Source organism: Ensifer sp. (assembly GCF_035999135.1).
Classification (GTDB): domain Bacteria; phylum Pseudomonadota; class Alphaproteobacteria; order Rhizobiales; family Rhizobiaceae; genus Ensifer.
The window spans coordinates 51,519-68,305 of the sequence record NZ_DASYGZ010000114.1 but is presented as its reverse complement, the minus strand read 5'-3'; the positions used below and the strand labels follow the sequence as shown (position 1 = coordinate 68,305).

The following is a 16,787-nucleotide window of genomic DNA, read 5'->3' as shown; positions in this document are numbered from 1 at the left end:
CGAGGCTCAGGCTTGGTTTGCGGCTTCGCTTGCCTGGCGTGCAGCACGCCAGCGCAAAAGGGAGGGCACGAGAACAAGCGTCAGAGCGATGACAATCAGCGCGAGCGAGATCGGATGGGTGAAGAAGATGCTCGCATCCCCCTGGCTGATCGTCAGGGCACGGCGGAACTGCTGTTCGGCGAGCGGCCCGAGGATCAATCCGACGATGCATGGGGCGACCGGGACGTTGAGCACCCGCATGCCGAAACCGATAAGGCCGATGATCCAGAGCAGCGCCACATCGACGATGTTGTTGTTGAGGGTATAGGCGCCCATCGTCGCAAACAGCAGGATCCCCGAATAAAGCCACGGACGCGGGATGGCGAGAAGCTTCACCCAGACACCGGCAAGCGGCAGGTTGAGCAGAAGCAGCATGACATTGCCGATGTAGAGGCTGGCAATCAGCCCCCAGACGAGCTCGGGATTGTTGTCGAAGAGCAGCGGGCCCGGCTGGATGCCGTATTGCTGGAAGGCGGCGAGCATGATCGCCGCGGTCGCAGACGTCGGCAGACCGAGCGCCAGCAGAGGCGCAAGCACACCGGCGGCAGAGGCATTGTTGGCGGCCTCCGGTCCGGCGACCGCCTCGATCGCACCGTGACCGAACTCTTCCGGGTTCTTGGAAAGACGCTTCTCCGTCAGATAGGACAGGAAGGTCGGGATCTCGCTGCCGCCGGCGGGCAGCGCGCCGATCGGAAAGCCGAGCGCAGTTCCACGCAGCCATGGCTTCCAGGAACGGCGCCAGTCCTCGCGGCTCATCCACTTTGAGCCCTTCAGCTGGTAGAGTTCTTCGGTCTCGAAACAGTGGCGTGCAACGGTGAAGAGCGTTTCGCCGACGGCGAAGAGGCCGACCGCAACGACGACCACGTCGATGCCGTCGAGCAGTTCCGAGATACCGAGCGTAAAGCGCGCCTGGCCGGTCTGCAGGTCGATGCCGACAAGACCGAGCGCGAGCCCGAAAAGCAGGCTCGCAAGACCCCGCGAGAGTGAATCGCCGAGCACCGCAGTGACCGTGGTGAGCGCAAGCACCATCAGCGCGAAATACTCCGTCGGGCCAAAAAGCAGGGCCATTTTCACCATCAGCGGCGCGACGAAGGTGAGCGCAACCGTTGCGATGGTGCCGGCGACGAAGGAGCCGATGACGGCCGTCGCAAGGGCCTGCGCGCCGCGGCCCTTGCGCGCCATGGCGTGGCCGTCGAGCGCCGTGACGATGGACGCGGATTCACCGGGTGTATTGAGCAGGATCGAGGTCGTCGATCCGCCGTACATGGCGCCGTAGTAGATGCCGGCGAACATGATGAAGGCGCTCGTCGGCTCCATGCCGTAGGTAACCGGCAGGAGCAGGGCAACCGTCAGGGCCGGTCCGATGCCCGGCAAGACGCCGATCGCCGTTCCGAGCGTCACGCCGACCAGAGACCAGAACAGGTTGTACGGCGTGGCGGCGACGGCAAAGCCGTGGAAGAGTGCTGCTAGGGTGTCCATGATGATTCCGCCCCTTGGGCTATGGGAGTTCGACCAGGTCTTAGGGTTCAGACTGGAACCGGGATCAGACGGAGCCGCCGGCAAGAACGATCAGGTCTTCGATGTAGCTGCCGATCGGGAGATCGAGATCGAGCCCGTAGTCGAAGACGAAATAGGTGATCGCCGTCAGCGCCAGTCCGATCAGGAGATCGCGCAGATATGCGCGGCTGCCGAAGGCCTTGGCCGAAACGACGAAGAGGAAGGTGCCGGAAACGATCCAGCCGAACCTCTCCAACAGGACGAGCTGCGACGCGAAGGCCGATGCTGCGAGGATGACAGCCTTCCAGTCGAGCTCGGGAAACTCCTCCCGCTGCAGGCGGTAAAGGATAGCTTCGTAGAGGAACTGCAGACCGACGAGGATCAGTCCCGTGGCGATCAGGGCGGGAAACAATCCCGGCCCGATCACGGTCTGCGCCGCAATGGGAGGCGCCAGCCAGGTCTCGGCACCGATGAACAGGCCAAGACCCAGTGAAGCAAGACCGAGGATTGTCTCCCCGATACGCAGATTGGCCGACTTCAACATGATGACACCTCCCAATTGGACACCGGTCAGAGAAGCCCGACTTCCTTCAGCGCGCCTTCGACGCGCTTCTGTTCGTCGGCCAGAAACGCGCCGAAGGCGTCGGCCGGCAGGTAGGTATCGATCCAGCCGCGCTTTTCGAGCGCGGCCTTCCATTCCGGCGTCTTGACGAGTTCTGCGATGGCCTTTTCCAGCCCTGCACGGTCCTTGTCGGCGAGCTTGGGGTGCGCCATGATTCCGCGCCAGTTCATCACGGCGAGATCGACGCCTGCTTCCTTCAGCGTCGGGACGTCGACGCCCGGAATACGGGTATCGCCGGTTACGGCAAGAGCACGGAGCTGGCCGGCCTCGACCTGCGCACGGAACTCCTCGTAGCCACTGATGCCAACCGTTGCATGGCCGCCGAGCGTCGAGGCCAGCACCTCGCCGCCACCGGCATGCACGACATAATTGATCGTCTTCGGATCGACGCCGACGGTCTTGGCGATCAAGCCGGCAGCGACATGGTCGATGCCGCCGATCGAACCGCCTGCCCACGAGACCTTCGCAGGATCCGCTTTCAGACGCGCAACCAGATCGTCCATCGTCTTGATGTCGGAACTTGCCGGCACGACGATCGCATCGGCTTCACCCATCAGGCGGGCGACAGGCACGGTCTGTTCCAATGTCACCGGGGACTTCGTGGTCAGAACGCCGCCGACCAGCGCAAAACCGATGACCATGGCCGACGGATGCCGCGGCCTGGTGGTGACGAACTGCGAAAGACCGACCGTTCCGCCACCGCCGGCGACGTTTTGAACCTCGACCGGTCCCGTCAGCTGGTCTTCCTGCAGGATCGTCTGAATGGTTCTGGCCAGTTGGTCATAGCCGCTGCCCGGGCTGCTCGGCGCCATGATGTGCAGCGATTCGAGCTGGTCTTGCGCAAAGGCGGGAACCGCCGTTTGATGAACCAGGATGACTGTGGCCGCAGCGGCCAGCAGTGTCGAAAAGGCGCGTCGTGTGATCTTCTTCATGGAAACTCCTCCATCCATGTGCCGTTGTTGTTGCGTCTGTGTTGTTTGATCCCTGGGGCCGCCACTCGGCCCCCTCCTCCAGGATCGCCGGAACACATCTCCGGCTTGCCCTTGCGGGAACTGCGAGCTCAGGCGGCCGATGTCGAAGCGCCGGCGGCGTGGATCGCATCCGCCACCCTCAAGGCGAATGCGTCGGTATCGAGAACTCCACCGATGTCGCGTGTGCGCAACTGCGGTTGCCCCAGCACCGTTTCGACTGCCGCGTCGACAAGGGCCGCTGCGCGCGTGAGCCGCATGTCGCTGCGTCGGCGACCCAGCCAGTCGAGCAGCATTCCGGCGGAAAGGATGAGTGACGTCGGGTTCGCCACGTTGCGGCCGGCGATGTCGGGTGCCGAACCGTGCTGGGCCTGGGCGACACAGATATCGTCGCCGGCGTTGATGGAGCCCCCCAGACCAAGGCTGCCCGACAGTTCCGATGCCTCGTCCGAGAGAATGTCGCCGAACATGTTGGTGGTCACAATGACGTCGAACCGATCCGGCGAGCGGATGAGATGAGCGGCAGCCGCATCGACGATCAGCTCTTCCAATTGAACGTCGGGATACGCTTGCGCGACCTTGCGCACCTCGCGCAGGAACAGGCCGTCGGACAGCTTGACGACATTGGCCTTGTGCACGGCCGTCACCTTCTTGCGGCGCTGACGTGCCAGTTCGAAGGCCGTTTTCGCCACGCGAGCGGATGCCCTCGCTGTCACCTTGCGGATCGAGAACGCCATATCCGGGTCCGGCATGAATTCGCCGGCGCCGGCGTACATGTTGCGGTCGGAGTAAAAGCCTTCCGTATTTTCGCGAACCAGTACGAGGTCCATGGGCCTGCGCAGGATGGTCAAGCCCTCGCGCGAGCGGCATGGGCGAATATTGGCGTAAAGCTCGAACCTGGTCCTCAGTTCACCAGACGGGTTGATGCCACCCTTGTCGCGTGACGGATAGTCGTAGTGCGAGACCGGTCCGAGGATCACGCCATCCACCTCCGGCACGCGCGTCATCACCGCGTCCGCCAGCGTCGTTCCCTGTTCGGCAAGGGACTTCAGACCGATATCCCTGAACTCGAATTCCAGGCCGACACCGGTTTCGGCGTCAACGGCCTTGAGCACCTCCAGGGTTGCGGCGGTAATTTCCGGCCCGATCCCATCTCCCGGCAGTACGAGCAGTTTTATCGTCATGTCTTCCTCACCGTTTCACGGAGACTGCGGAGGCCAAGCAAGGTCGTTCGCCGGCTTCCAGCCGACGTCAAACAAGCCAGGAACGAATTGGAGTCCTCCAGACCAAGGTTGGTCTTTTTCTCCTCTAAAATACCAAATACGCCTAGGTTTGGTATTTTGCAATAGAGAAAAACCAAAATCTCTTGGCGTTTGCCGCGGCCCTGTGGCATAGATGAGCAAAATCGGGAGCTTAGCCGTGCAGACCACCCCCCTGATCGCCAGTCTTGCCGACCAGATCGTCGCCCACATCCGTACCGACAAGCTCGCCGCGGGCGATCGCCTCGTCGAGCGAAAGCTCGCGGAACAATTCCGGGTCTCACGCTCGCCGGTGCGCAACGCCATGAAGTTGCTGCATGAAGCGGGTGTGCTGAAGCAGGGAGAAGGCGGCGGCTACATGATCGCCGACGTCGAGGCGGCCGAGAAATTGTCGCTCGAGCCCGCCGCCACGGAAGATGACGAACAGATTTACCTGACGATCGCGGACGACCGGTTGCACGGCCGCCTGCCGGAAAGGATCACGGAAAGCGAGTTCCTTCGCCGATACGATCTGACCAAGGGCCGGTTGTCGAAAATCCTGTTGCGCATGGCCAATGAGGGCTGGATCGAACGACTGCCGGGCCATGGCTGGGCGTTTCTCCCGGTCCTCACCTCGCTCCAGGCCTATGAGGACAGCTATCGTTTCCGCCTGCTGATCGAGCCGGCGGCACTACTGGAGCCGACCTTCAAGCTCAACCGCCCGGCCTTGCTGCGTTGCCGCGAGGAACAGGAGTGGCTGGTCAACGGCGGCATCTGGACGGTGTCGGACGCAAAACTGTTTGGATTGAACAGTGGCATGCACGAGGCGATCATAGCATGCTGCCAGAACAGCTTCTTCATCGACGCTCTCAACCGGCTCGACCGCTTGCGCCGTCTCATCGACTACCGCCAAATGCTGGATCGCAGCAGCGCCCGTGAGCGCTGCCGCGAGCATATCGAACTGCTCGATCTCATCCTCGCTGGAAAGAACGAAGACGCCTCGCGCTTCTTGGCGCGCCATCTTGCAGACCTCGGCCGGCTGAAGACCGTCGCGCGGGAGATGCGAGGCTGAAGTCGCGATACCCGGCATTTGTGTCGCTCGAGCAGACACACTATCTCGCCCCTGGGGAGACGCGGCCGGCAGCTCGGCCCTCTCCCAGCACGTTCGCCACGCACATCACATCACGACGATCGACGAGACGGAGACGATCGCGCCCGCTTCTTCAGATTGCCAAGCGCCTAGCTTCCGAAAACATCGTTGATTTCTGCGACGGCGTCCAAACCCAGAGGAGCGATTTTCCTGTCACCGAGGATGAAAAACAGCTTGGCCGTCTCTTCCAGCTCCTCGTAGGCGTTGACGGCCTCGTCCAGCGTCCGCCCGGAGACGATCGGGCCGTGATTGGCAAGCATCATGGATCTGTGGTCACGCGCAGCCCCGCGCACCGCTTCAGCAAGTGCGCGATCGCCGGGGCGGAAATACTTCAGAAGCGGCAGCTTGCCGACCCGCATCACATGATAGGCGGTCAGCGGCGGCAGGATATCGTCTGTCTGTTCATGGCAAAGGCAGGACACGGCCACCGAGTAGGTCGAGTGCAGGTGCACGACCGCGCGCGCTTGCGGACGTTCCTCGTAGACGGCCAGGTGAAAAAATGCCTCCTTCGAGGGCGGGTCGCCGGACAGCAGTTCGCCTGTGGGAGACACCTTCGAGATGCGGGTCGCCTCAAGAAAGCCGAGGCTTGAATTGGTCGGCGTCACCAGGATCGCGCCATCGGACAGGCGAACCGAGAGATTGCCGGCACTTCCATGCGCAAGACGGCGGTCATAGAGCAGCCTGCCATAGCGCACGAGGTCGTTGCGAAGCGTGGTTTCCTCAGTCATGCGGCGGACCTTTCAATGCATCCAATGCCGCGGCAAAAAAGCTTGCGCGACCGAAGTTTCCGGATTTCAGAGCGAGCGAGATGCCCCGCCGCTCGCTGACGAGGATTGGCACACCGGGATCGATTTCCGGGCCGATCCGCAATGCGCCGAGATCCAGCGCCTGGGCAACGGCGCCGGATGTTTCTCCACCGGCAATGACGAGCCGCTTCACCCCGCCATCGACGAGGCGGCGCGCCGTGTCGGCAAACAGGGTGTCCAGTCTATGGGCGACCGCATCCCTCCCATAGCGCGATTGGGCTGCCTGCACGTCCTGTGGGGTACCTGACGAATAGGCGAGAGGCTTCCGCCCGGCATGGCCCTGGATGAAGGCGACGAGGTCGCCGGGCACCGTCGCGCCGGCCATGACGCTATCGACCGAGATCGGCAGCACGGGATGCGCGCGGGCATGCAGCTCCACCTGCCCGCGCGTCGCACCGGAGCAACTGCCGGCAAGGATCGCCTCCGGGCCGTCGCAGCCCTCGTAGCTGGCCTCGTTGCCCTTCGCCAATCCGGCCGTGATGAAGTTTCCTGGAAGGCCGAGGGCGATGCCGGAACCGCCGGTCAGAAGCGGTGCATCGGCCGCAGCGCGGCCGAGCACGACAAGATCGTCATCCGTCGCCGCATCGACGATAACCAACGTTTCGCCCATCTTGCCCGACGCGTCGAGGGCGGTCCGCACCGCATCAGGCCCCAGCCGCACGGTCGCCGCCGACACCAGCCCGACCGGCCCTTTCACCTGAAGCGAAAGCCAGCGACGGATGTTCGCGTCCGGCATCGGCGTCAGTGGATGATTTTCCATTCCGGATTCGTTCAGCAGACGGTCATGCACGAAAAGGTGCCCCTGGTGCACGGTGCGCCCGACCGTCGGAAAGGCCGGGCAGACGATCACGCCGCGAACGCCGAGCGCGGCCGCAAGCGCCTCTCCGACCGGACCGATATTGCCTTCGCGGGTGGAATCGAACGTCGAGCAGTACTTGAAGATGATCTGACGGCATCCCTGGTCCTTCAACCAGGCGAGCGCTGCAAGCGACTGGGCGACGGCATCGGCAGCGGGCACCGAACGCGACTTCAGCGAAATGACGCCCGCTTCGACGGAAGGTTTCGCAGGCCCGGCGGGGATGCCCATGTATTGGACGACCGCCAGCCCACCCTCACTCGGGCGGCCCTTCGCAAGGGTGTTGGCGATGTCGCCAGCGCCGGTAAAATCGTCTGCGATGACACCAAGCAGCATTAGGCTTCTCCTGTGACAAGCGCGCGCATGCGCAAGACCGCGGCCTCGGGCGCCGAAAGCACGGGAATGTCGACAATGGCGCGGACGGCGTCTGCCGCCCGCGAGGTGGAAAAATGCGCAAGCATGATCACGTCATGATCCCTGAAATCCGCCGCCCGCCCGGCCACCAACCGATTGTGGCCCTCGACGTCGCCCTTGCGCAGCAGGTCGATGGCATCCGGAACGACGATCGTGTCGAGCCAGGCATCGGTTCCCGTATGTTCGCGTGCATCCTCGAATTCGTCCTCCATCGTCACGACGGCCGGTGCGAACGTCGCAAGCATGCCGATGCGGGTGCCCGCAGAAAGGGCTGCCCGGAACATCGCTTCGTTCGGCTTCAGAACGGGCACCGGCAGCTCGGCCGCCATGCGCTCGATCGCCGGCCCGAAGGCCGAGCAGGTGACGAGGATACCGTCGGCTCCCATCCTGTAGGCATAGCGCCCGAGATCGACGAACCGTTCCGTGAGGCCCACCGAGAGCTTCGCTCCTTCCCTCGCCCGGTCGATCGTGAGGCCGTCGTCGAGCAGATTGACCATCTCCGCTTCCGCCCACGATCTCGTCATCGCGCTTTGGATGGGCTCCATCGCAACGGGTGTTGCGTGAAGGAGGACGATGCGCGGTTTGGCATTCATGCAATTGACCTTTCGGCGATATCTGCGAACGCTGCGGCCCGTTCAAGGATGCGCAGACCGCTTGCGAGCGCGAGCTCCGGCGTTTCGCCTTCCGGCGTTTTCATCTCGACACTGATGATGGGCACGCTCGTCGCCACCTTGCGTTCGCCGTAGCCATGGCGGACCAGGGCGCGCAGAAACCGCACCACGTCATCAAGGGTAACAGCGCCGCCCTCGGCACCGAACCGGCAATGGGAATCCCCGAAGGTTTCCGCGACGCTCCGGTCGAGGCCGCAATTGGCGACATGGGCGTGGATCAGGAGATCGCCGGCAGCGGCCACGGCCTCGTCGATATCCTCGCCGAGCTGGACCAGGTGACTGAGGTCAAGCGTCATGCCGACGTTGTCGTGCCGCCTGCGGATATCGGCAACGAGCGCTGCGGTTTCCGCTGTCGGGCCGAGGAGGCGCTTCTGGTCGAACTCACGGTCGAAATGCTCGACCGTGATCCACATCGGCCGTTCCGGCCGAAGGCAGCGGGCGTGCTCGCAGAGCGTCTCCACCGTTTCCCCGAAATGCCGGATCGCCTCACCGCGTCGCTCGGCCAGCGTGTCGGGCCCGGTGCACAAAAGCAGCATCGCGGCGCCGTAGCCGCTTGCAGTCTTGGTCAGGCGCTTGAGCTTTTCCAGCGCGTCCCCGCGTGCTTCGACAGTTGACGCGCTCGGATCGATTTGCTGGCGGCGCATGAAACCGCCGACAGCATAGACCACGTCGCATCCCGACCACAGGAAACGTCGACGGAGATCGTCCGCGGCGTCCGCAGGCAGGTCCCAACCTCCTTCAACCGCCTGAATACGCGGATCCAGAAGAAACCGCTCCGTCGTTGCGACCGGGTCGTGATCATGGCCGACATAGGCCGCGCCATGAACCACACCTGCCCCAAAGATGGCCTTGCCGATCCGAAGCATAGCTCAGTGCGCCCTGACGCTCTTGGCAGCGGCAATGATCGACAGTTCCATGTTGGTCGAACCGGCAATGCCCTTTCCGGCAATGTCGAAGGCGGTGCCATGAGAAACGGTGAAGACGGGAATCGGCAGCCCGCCGATGAAATTTACGAGATGGCCGAACTCCAGGATCTTGATGCCGGAATTGCCGTGGTCGTGGTACATCGACAGCACGATGTCGAGGCCGAGCTTGTCGATGTCGACGAAGACGGTATCGGCCGGAATGGGGCCGACGACGCGGATGCCGGCAGCGCGCGCATCATCGCAGGCCGGGCCGATGTCGGTCATTTCCTCCGTGCCCATCAGTCCATGCTCGCCATTGTGTGGATTGAGACCGGAAACACCAATGACCGGATCGGTGAAACCGACCATGGCGAGGCTCTCCTTCAGAACCCTGATCTGGCCAAAGACCCGCTCGCGGGTGCAGATGTCGGCCACCTGGCGCAAAGGCACATGGTTGGTCACCCGCGCGAGATTGTACTTGCGCCCCATGAGGATCTGGATCGAGCGGCTGGCGCCTGTGTAGTGGCGTGAGATCTCTTCAAAGCCCGTGTGCTCGTGGCCGCCATTCTTCATCGCGCGCTTGTTGTTGGGCGAAACGACGATGGAATGCACGGCGCCCGCCATGCCGAGTTCGATCGCCTTGGCGATGCTGTGGCCGCTGTAGCGGCCGGCTTCGGCCGAGACTTCGCCGCGCGGGCAAAGCGAAAGGTCGAGCCTGTCGAAGGGCAGGATTTCGACGGTGCCGGCCTCGCCCGTTGCGTCGGCGGCCTTCTCCAGCACACGGATTTCAAGCGGCGCGCCCGCAAGCGCCAGGTCACGTTCAAAGACTTCAGGGCTTCCGACGATGATCGGGGCTGCGACGGCACGGACGTCGGGTCGCGTCAACGCCTTCAGTGTGATTTCCGGGCCGATCCCGCTCGGATCGCCGTTCGAGATCGCGACAATAGGTTTACCGGTCAGGGTATGCATCTAACTACCTCTCCAATGTCAGGGATATTTTTGGCCAGCGGCCAGAGCCGCGCATTCCTGTGAATGCGCGAAGACGCTCTAAACCTATGATTTCTTGGCGCTTCTGCGTTCGCGGGCATGGTCGCCCGGGAGCAGAACGCTCTAGTCGTCTTGCCAGTCCATCTGCAGCTTTGCGACCTGCTCCGGCATGGTGCGCAGCAGCCGATTGCGGCCGGCGAGACTGTGATCGCGCAGCATCTGGGCGATGCGGGTCGGGTTGCCGTTCCTCAAGACCTCGAGGATGAGGCCATGCTCGGATGACGACGCCCGAACATTGCCGTCGAGGATGAGCGCACGCTTGCGCCAGATATGGAGCTCGCGGTCGAGCCCTTCATAGATGTCCGCCAGATAACGATTTCCGGTAAACGCCATGATCTCAGAGTGGAAACGCCGGTTCAGCGTGTAGAAGAGATCCGCGTTTCCCGCTGCCACGGCCGCCTCCATCTCATCATGCAATCCGGCCAGTTCGTCGATCTGCTCGGCGGTGATGCGGCGCGCCAGAATCCGTCCCGCATGGGAAAAGAGCGCCGCGCGCACATCGTAGATTTCCAAGACGTCGCGCAGGTCGAGCACGCGGACGAAGAAGCCGCGGTTGACCTTGAACTCGACGAGGCCAGCCTCTTCCAGCCGGCGGCATGCCTCGCGTATCGGACCACGGCTGATGCCACGCTGGTCGGCGAAGGACTTTTCGTTGATCCGGTCACCGGGCTCTAGCTTGCCCTCGATGATCAGGTTTTCCAGTTCGCGGTAGATGCCGGTCGCAACCGATTCCGCGCTGTCGGCATCCGGTTCGGAAAAGAGCTGGGTTGTCGTCATGTCGGTGTCTCCTCGCCGCCGAACATACGCTGAGCGGGACAAGTGTCAACAATTTTCGCAATTGTCGGCAATTTTTTCCCTTTTCGCGGGCAGCCAACAAATACATGACGCCTGAGTGCCGCCGCCACTCGTGAATAAAATCGATATTTATCAATATGATATCGCTTAAATTGCGGCACTTTTGCTCTTCAGACGTTGCATATACCTTCAAAATAATTGTTGACAATTACTCGATTGAGTCATTTCCTAGCCGTGAGGAGCTCACCGAAACGGATTTGTTTTCGGTACCTGATCACGCTATCAGGCGATAAAATGGGCTTGGGAGATCTAGGAGGAGATCAAAATGTCGACACTTCACTCACGCCGCCTCGGCGCGCGCTTTTTCGGTGCCTGCGCCCTGGCATCGACCCTTTTGGCGGCAAGCGCTGCCAGCGCCTTCGAGCCCGATCGGGACGTCACTGTGGTGGTAACCAGCTCCGCTGGCGGCGGCAGCGACACGATCACGCGCATCTTGACCGACACCATCACCAAGCTGAAGCTCACGCCCTCGAACTTCATCGTCGAGAATCGCACCGGCGGCAGCGGTGCGGTCGGCTACAGCTACACGGCGAAGCGGACGGAAGATCCGTATCTCTGGGCCAATATCGGCGTCAGCTTCTTCACGACGCCGCTGCTTGGAGAATCGCCGGTCAACTACAAGAACTTCACGCCGCTCGCCGCAGTCTCCGAAGATCCCTACATCATGGTGGTCGCCAAGGAGTCCGACATCAAGAACCTCGGCGACATCAAGTCTGCGGGCAAGATGATCTCCGGCACGACCGGCATCGTCGCCGATCCGGCGCTGCTTGCTCAACGCCTGGAGACGGCCATGGGCATCTCGGCCGACATCGTTCCCTTCGGCGGCGACGGCGAAGTGGTCGCGGCCCTTCTTGGCGGCCATATCGACGTGCAGTTCGGCAATCCGAGCGAGGTGCTGCCGCTGATCAAATCGGGCGACGTGCGACCGATCGCCGTCAGTTCTGCCGAACGTCTGCCGGCGTTCCCGGACGTGCCAACCATCAAGGAAAGCGGCTACGACGTGGTGCTGACGCAGTTGCGCGGATTCGTCATGCCCTCAGGCGTTGCCGAAGACGCTGTTGCCTACTGGGCCGGCATCATCAAGACGGCGCTTGAGAGCGAAATCTGGAAGACGCAGTATCTCGATCGCTTCAACGTTGTTCCGAAGTACATGGCCGGCGCCGAACTGGAAGCCGAGATGGAACGGCGCAATGCCGACTATACGGCGCTGATGACCTCGCTCGGCCTCATCAAGTAACGCAGGCGAGACTGCGCAGCCTTTATGCGCAGCCTCGTGCCCGAAGCGTCCGGGAGGACTCATGAAAACCGCCCATCTCGACCGCCTGTTCACGATCCTCATGCTCGTGCTCGGCCTCTACGTCACCGTCACCGCCTACAATTACGGGCTCTACCGCGAGACCGTACCCGGCCCAGGGTTCTTCCCCGCCATTGCCGGCGTCCTGATGACGGTGCTTTCCGCAGCAATCCTGTTTCGCGACCTCTCCGGCCGCATGCGCTTGTCGGGCGAAGTTGCCCTTCCCGTCATCGGCGGCGTGGCCGGCGTGACGGTCGCGGTCGTCGCCTTTGTCTACATCACGCCGCTCATTGGCATGGCGACGGCAGCTGCCCTCGCGATGATCGCGATCGGCTATCTGACGGAGGAACCGGACCGCAAGAAGGGTCTGTTCCTGCCGAAACTTGCGGCGCTCAGCATCGCCGCCGTCGCTTTCTGCCACGTCCTGTTCGGCATGATCATCCGCGTGCCGATGATCACCGGCCCGTTCGGCTTTTAAGCCGCGCTCCTCTCTTTCGTTTGTCGCGGGTCTCATTGACCCCGGAGATTGATCATGGAAACGCTTTCACTACTGGGCAACGGCATCGCCACCGCGGCAATGGATCCGGGCATGCTCTTTGCCATCTTCGTCGGCGCGCTTGTCGGCCTGCTCATCGGCGCCCTGCCCGGGCTTGGGCCAACGGCTGGCGTCGCCATCATGCTGCCGGTCGCCGTCGGCTTCGAACCGACCGTCGCGCTCGCCATGCTCGCCGGCGTCTACTACGGCGCCATGTTCGGCGGCGCCGTGACATCCATCCTGCTCGGCATCCCGGGCGATGCGCCTTCAGTGATGACCGTCATGGACGGCTACCCCCTGGCCAAGAAGGGACAGGCCGGCCGCGCACTCGGTCTTGCCACCTATGCGTCCTTCATCGGCGGCCTGATCGGGCTTGTCGGCCTGACGCTGATGGCCAACATCGTCTCGCGCTATGCTCTGATGTTCGGTCCGGTGGAAATGACCGCACTCATGGTCCTTTCCCTGTCGCTCGTCACCGTGCTTGGCACCGACGACCATCTGAAGAGCTTCCTCGCACTCGGTTTCGGCCTGTGGCTCGGCATGATCGGCCTCGATCAGATCATGGGTGGCCCGCGCTTTACCTTCGGCAGCATGGATCTCCTGGAAGGTATCGACTTCTCGCTGATTGCCGTCGGCATGTTCGGGCTTGGCCAGATGTTCCTGGCGCTGGAGGAGCAGACCCCGGACCGGGTGGATGCTGCGACCTACAGCTACCGCTCGATGCTGCCGCAGATCGGCGATCTGATCGCGACGAAGACCTCGCTCATCGTCGGCTCGCTCATCGGCTTCGTCATCGGCGTGCTGCCGGGTGCAGGTGCGACCGCGTCCACCATGATGGCTTACGGTGTTGCAAAGAAGATGTCGAAGGAGCCGGAGACCTTCGGGCATGGTGCACTCGATGGTGTCGCGGCGCCCGAGGCCGCCAACAACAGCGCGTCCTATGGCGCCATGGTCACGCTCTTCACGCTCGGCATTCCGGGCTCCGCCACCACGGCCGTGCTTCTCGCAGGCCTGTTGATGGTCGGCCTGCAGCCGGGGCCGCGGCTGTTCCAGGAACAGAGCGAATTCGTCTGGACGCTGTTCGGCACCTTCTACATCGGCAACCTGGCGCTGGTGTTCATCACCATCCTTCTGACGCCGATCCTCGCCGCCGCCATCTTCATCTCCCGTGGCCTGCTCTTTGCCACAGTCATCGGCATCGTCCTTTACGGCATCTACAGCATCGACCTCAGCATGCCGGCTCTCCTGATCGTCGCGGTTTTTGGCGTGCTCGGCTACGTGATGGCCAAGCTCAAATATCCGGCCGTGCCGCTGATCATGGGCGTGGTGCTCGGGCCCATGCTCGAACTCGGCGTGCGTCGCACGCTGATCGCCTCGCGCGGCGACCTCAGCGTCTTTTACTCGCACCCGATTTCGCTGGCGATCTTCATCGCCACAGTGATCATCCTGGTGCTGCCCTGGATCTCGCGCCTCTACCACCGCACGATGAAACCCTCCCGGGCATGACGAGAAAAGGGTGGCGAGGAAACCCGCCACCCAATTCGCATGGTCGCGATCCGTCCAGTGGTGGTCGCGACCAGCGATTTATGCGTCCCGGATTTCACCGAGACCGCATAGACCCGCTTTAAGGCAGGTTTGCTCCAGAGGGCCGGGGCGCAATCAAGCGGCTTTTGCCTCTGGTCCCTCCCGGTAGGATGCGTAATCCGTGTAGCCTTGCACGCCGCCGCCGTAGTAGGTCTCGCGATCGGGCTTGGCCAAGGGGAGATCGCGTTTCAGCCGCTCGACAAGGTCGGGATTGGCGATGAAGGGTTGCCCGAACGCGGCAAGATCGATCAGACCCTCCTGCAAGAAACGTTCGGCGCGGTCCTTGTCCAACGAGCCGGCAAGGATGAGCGTGCCGGGATAGGCTTCGCGGAAGTTGCGCAGAAAATCCTGTGAAAGCGCCGGAGCGCTCGCGGGGCCCTGGTCCTTCAGATGAACGTAGGCGAGCGAACGCGCCGCCAGAGCATGCGCCAGGTGCATGTAGGTCTCCTCGATTCGCGGATGATGCGGCATGTCGAAGAGCTTGCCGAACGGCGAGAGCCGGATGCCGACCTTCTCGGCACCGATGCGGGCGACCACCGCGTCCACGACGTCGAGCACGAAGCGGGTCCGGTCTTCGACATTGCCCGCTCCATAGCGGTCGCTGCGGTCGTTGACGTGCGGGTTCAGGAACTGTTCCAGCAGGTAGCCATTGGCTCCGTGGATCTCGACCCCGTCGAAACCGGCGGCAATCGCATTGGCAGCGGCGCGCGCATAGTCCTCGACGACCCGGGCGATTTCTTCGGTTTCGAGCGGGCGGGGAACGTCGGCGTCGACAAAGCCTGCAGCACCGCTCTCATCGAAGGCATAGGCCTTGCTGTTTTGATCGCGGGCCGGCCTGGCGCTGGCACTGACCGGCTGTCCACCGCCTGGCTGCAGGGACGCATGCGACATGCGGCCGACATGCCAGATCTGGGCAAAGATCCTGCCACCCTCATCATGAACCGCCTGCGTCACGCCCTGCCACCCTGAAACCTGGTCCTTTGACCAGATGCCGGGGATGAAGGCAAAGCCTGTACCCTCCTGGGAAATGGGTGTGCCTTCCGTGATGATCAGACCTGCGCTGGCACGCTGGCGGTAATAGAGTGCGGTCTCGGCGTTGGCGACACCATCCTTCGCCCTTGCCCGGGTCATCGGCGCCATGACGATCCGGTTGCCCAGCTTCTGACCATTCATGTCATAGGTTTCAAACAGCGACTTCATGACTGTTATTCCTTAAGGTGGTTGAATATTATCGATGAGACAGATATCTCTCGGAGATCGATAAATCCAACTCATGGAATTGATAGCGATGATCGATCACGCTCATATCTTGAAGTTCGACCTGAACCTGCTGGTGGCTTTCGACGCACTGATGGGCGAACGCAACGTCACGCGCGCGGCGCAGCGGATCGGCATTTCTCAATCCGCGCTCAGTCACAATCTGGGACGCCTGCGCTCGCTTCTCTCTGACGAACTGTTTGTCCGCTCCGCGCGCGGCATCGAGCCGACGCCGCGGGCGCAGGAACTGGCGGAAACGGTAAACACCGTCCTCTGCACGATCCAGTCGCGACTGATCGAGCCGGAACAATTCGACCCGGCAACCGACGCCAGAACCTTCACGCTCGGCATGAACGATTATCTCGAAAGCCTTCTGATGCCGCCGCTTCTCGCGTTCGTCCGGGAAAAGGCGCCGCACGTCAATTTCGTGATACGGCCGATCGACCAGGATTATCCCGCCGATCTCCTCGACGGCGGCGAGATCGACCTTGCGATCGGCAAGGTGGAGACCGGCAACGAACTGCACAAGCGCCGCAAGCTCTGGGCAGAGCGCTATGTCATTCTCGCGCCACCGGAAAAGATCGGACCATCAGGCGTGATCGACCTTGAGACGTTCCTGTCGACACCCCAGGCCGTGCTTGTCAGCAAGGACGGGCGCTGCCGGCTGGTGGACGAGGTGCTGGCCGAGCGAGGCCTGAAACGGCTGGCTGCCGTCACGACGCCGCATCTTTTCGCGCTGCCGACCCTCGTTCGGGATGCAAAACTGATCGCCCCGGTACCGGCGAGCTTCGCCCGGGCCTGGGCTCCGCTGTTCGGCCTTGCCATCAGCCCGGGGCCGGTCGACGTCCCGCCCTACGACGTCTCGCTTGCGTGGCACGCCTCGTCCGACCGCAACGCCGGGCACGTCTGGTTGCGGCAGCAGGTGCTCTCGGCACTCGAGCCGGTGCGCGTAAGCGTCGTAGACGCGAGCGCTGCCTTCGACCTTCCGGTTGCGGCCGAATAGGCACCATTCCAGCAACGTCCGCGCCGGCAAAGGCCGGCGCGTCCAA

16 protein-coding genes are annotated in these 16,787 nt (G+C 62.8%); 5 read left to right on the top strand and 11 right to left on the bottom strand.

Annotated elements, in window-relative coordinates; all coding sequences use genetic code 11:
- Nucleotides 1-6 precede the first annotated feature (6 nt).
- The 4 genes from VGO12_RS13435 to VGO12_RS13420 all read right to left on the bottom strand — a co-directional run bounded on the left by VGO12_RS13435 (nucleotide 7) and on the right by VGO12_RS13420 (nucleotide 4,310).
- Nucleotides 7-1,518: a tripartite tricarboxylate transporter permease gene (locus VGO12_RS13435; protein WP_327513247.1), complete on the bottom strand. Its 1,512-nt coding sequence runs from the start codon at nucleotides 1,516-1,518 to the stop codon at nucleotides 7-9.
- A 64-nt stretch (nucleotides 1,519-1,582) separates the two neighbouring features.
- Nucleotides 1,583-2,080 carry a tripartite tricarboxylate transporter TctB family protein gene (locus VGO12_RS13430; protein WP_327513246.1) on the bottom strand — a complete coding sequence of 166 codons (498 nt, stop codon included), beginning with the start codon at nucleotides 2,078-2,080 and terminating at the stop codon, nucleotides 1,583-1,585.
- A gap of 26 nt (nucleotides 2,081-2,106) precedes the next feature.
- A complete protein-coding gene (locus VGO12_RS13425) occupies nucleotides 2,107-3,090 on the bottom strand; it encodes a Bug family tripartite tricarboxylate transporter substrate binding protein (RefSeq protein WP_327513245.1) in 984 nt (327 codons plus the stop codon).
- A 128-nt stretch (nucleotides 3,091-3,218) separates the two neighbouring features.
- Entirely contained in the window at nucleotides 3,219-4,310 is a 1,092-nt protein-coding gene (locus tag VGO12_RS13420; protein ID WP_414650718.1) for an isocitrate/isopropylmalate dehydrogenase family protein, read from the bottom strand.
- A 235-nt stretch (nucleotides 4,311-4,545) separates the two neighbouring features.
- On the opposite strand from VGO12_RS13420, the gene VGO12_RS13415 reads away from it, so the two are divergent.
- Nucleotides 4,546-5,436 carry a GntR family transcriptional regulator gene (locus tag VGO12_RS13415; protein WP_327513244.1) on the top strand — a complete coding sequence of 297 codons (891 nt, stop codon included), beginning with the start codon at nucleotides 4,546-4,548 and terminating at the stop codon, nucleotides 5,434-5,436.
- 167 nt (nucleotides 5,437-5,603) lie between these two features.
- On the opposite strand, the gene otnC is transcribed toward VGO12_RS13415, so the two are convergent.
- The 6 genes from otnC to VGO12_RS13385 form a co-directional block, all read right to left on the bottom strand.
- On the bottom strand, nucleotides 5,604-6,242 hold the full coding sequence (gene otnC, locus VGO12_RS13410; protein ID WP_327513243.1) for a 3-oxo-tetronate 4-phosphate decarboxylase: 639 nt from the start codon (nucleotides 6,240-6,242) through the stop codon (nucleotides 5,604-5,606).
- A complete protein-coding gene (gene otnK / locus VGO12_RS13405; protein WP_327513242.1) occupies nucleotides 6,235-7,512 on the bottom strand; it encodes a 3-oxo-tetronate kinase in 1,278 nt (425 codons plus the stop codon). The genes otnC and otnK overlap by 8 nt, the downstream gene beginning before the upstream one ends.
- The gene (locus tag VGO12_RS13400; protein WP_327513241.1) at nucleotides 7,512-8,183 is read right to left on the bottom strand and encodes an aspartate/glutamate racemase family protein; all 672 of its coding nucleotides are present in this window, start codon (nucleotides 8,181-8,183) and stop codon (nucleotides 7,512-7,514) included. The genes otnK and VGO12_RS13400 overlap by 1 nt, the downstream gene beginning before the upstream one ends.
- Entirely contained in the window at nucleotides 8,180-9,127 is a 948-nt protein-coding gene (locus tag VGO12_RS13395) for a sugar phosphate isomerase/epimerase family protein (RefSeq protein ID WP_327513240.1), read from the bottom strand. The genes VGO12_RS13400 and VGO12_RS13395 overlap by 4 nt, the downstream gene beginning before the upstream one ends.
- A gap of 3 nt (nucleotides 9,128-9,130) precedes the next feature.
- Complete coding sequence (locus VGO12_RS13390) at nucleotides 9,131-10,135, bottom strand: PdxA family dehydrogenase (RefSeq protein WP_327513239.1); 1,005 nt, start codon at nucleotides 10,133-10,135, stop codon at nucleotides 9,131-9,133.
- A 141-nt stretch (nucleotides 10,136-10,276) separates the two neighbouring features.
- The gene (locus tag VGO12_RS13385; RefSeq protein ID WP_327513238.1) at nucleotides 10,277-10,990 is read right to left on the bottom strand and encodes a GntR family transcriptional regulator; all 714 of its coding nucleotides are present in this window, start codon (nucleotides 10,988-10,990) and stop codon (nucleotides 10,277-10,279) included.
- A gap of 343 nt (nucleotides 10,991-11,333) precedes the next feature.
- Here VGO12_RS13385 and VGO12_RS13380 point away from each other — a divergent pair, with 343 nt between their 5' ends.
- From VGO12_RS13380 to VGO12_RS13370, 3 genes are all read left to right on the top strand, one after another.
- Nucleotides 11,334-12,305, top strand: coding sequence for a tripartite tricarboxylate transporter substrate binding protein (locus tag VGO12_RS13380; RefSeq protein ID WP_327513237.1), 972 nt, complete (start codon nucleotides 11,334-11,336; stop codon nucleotides 12,303-12,305).
- Nucleotides 12,306-12,366: 61 nt separating this feature from the next.
- Nucleotides 12,367-12,840, top strand: coding sequence for a tripartite tricarboxylate transporter TctB family protein (locus tag VGO12_RS13375; protein ID WP_327513236.1), 474 nt, complete (start codon nucleotides 12,367-12,369; stop codon nucleotides 12,838-12,840).
- A 54-nt stretch (nucleotides 12,841-12,894) separates the two neighbouring features.
- Nucleotides 12,895-14,403 (top strand): tripartite tricarboxylate transporter permease, encoded by a 1,509-nt coding sequence (locus VGO12_RS13370; protein WP_327513235.1) that lies wholly within the window; start codon nucleotides 12,895-12,897, stop codon nucleotides 14,401-14,403.
- 153 nt (nucleotides 14,404-14,556) lie between these two features.
- Here the strand turns inward: VGO12_RS13370 and VGO12_RS13365 are convergent, their stop codons facing one another.
- Nucleotides 14,557-15,681: an alkene reductase gene (locus tag VGO12_RS13365; RefSeq protein ID WP_327513234.1), complete on the bottom strand. Its 1,125-nt coding sequence runs from the start codon at nucleotides 15,679-15,681 to the stop codon at nucleotides 14,557-14,559.
- Nucleotides 15,682-15,769: 88 nt separating this feature from the next.
- Between VGO12_RS13365 and VGO12_RS13360 the strand changes: the two genes are divergently transcribed.
- Nucleotides 15,770-16,741, top strand: coding sequence for a LysR family transcriptional regulator (locus VGO12_RS13360; RefSeq protein ID WP_327513233.1), 972 nt, complete (start codon nucleotides 15,770-15,772; stop codon nucleotides 16,739-16,741).
- The last annotated feature ends 46 nt before the right edge of the window (nucleotides 16,742-16,787 follow it).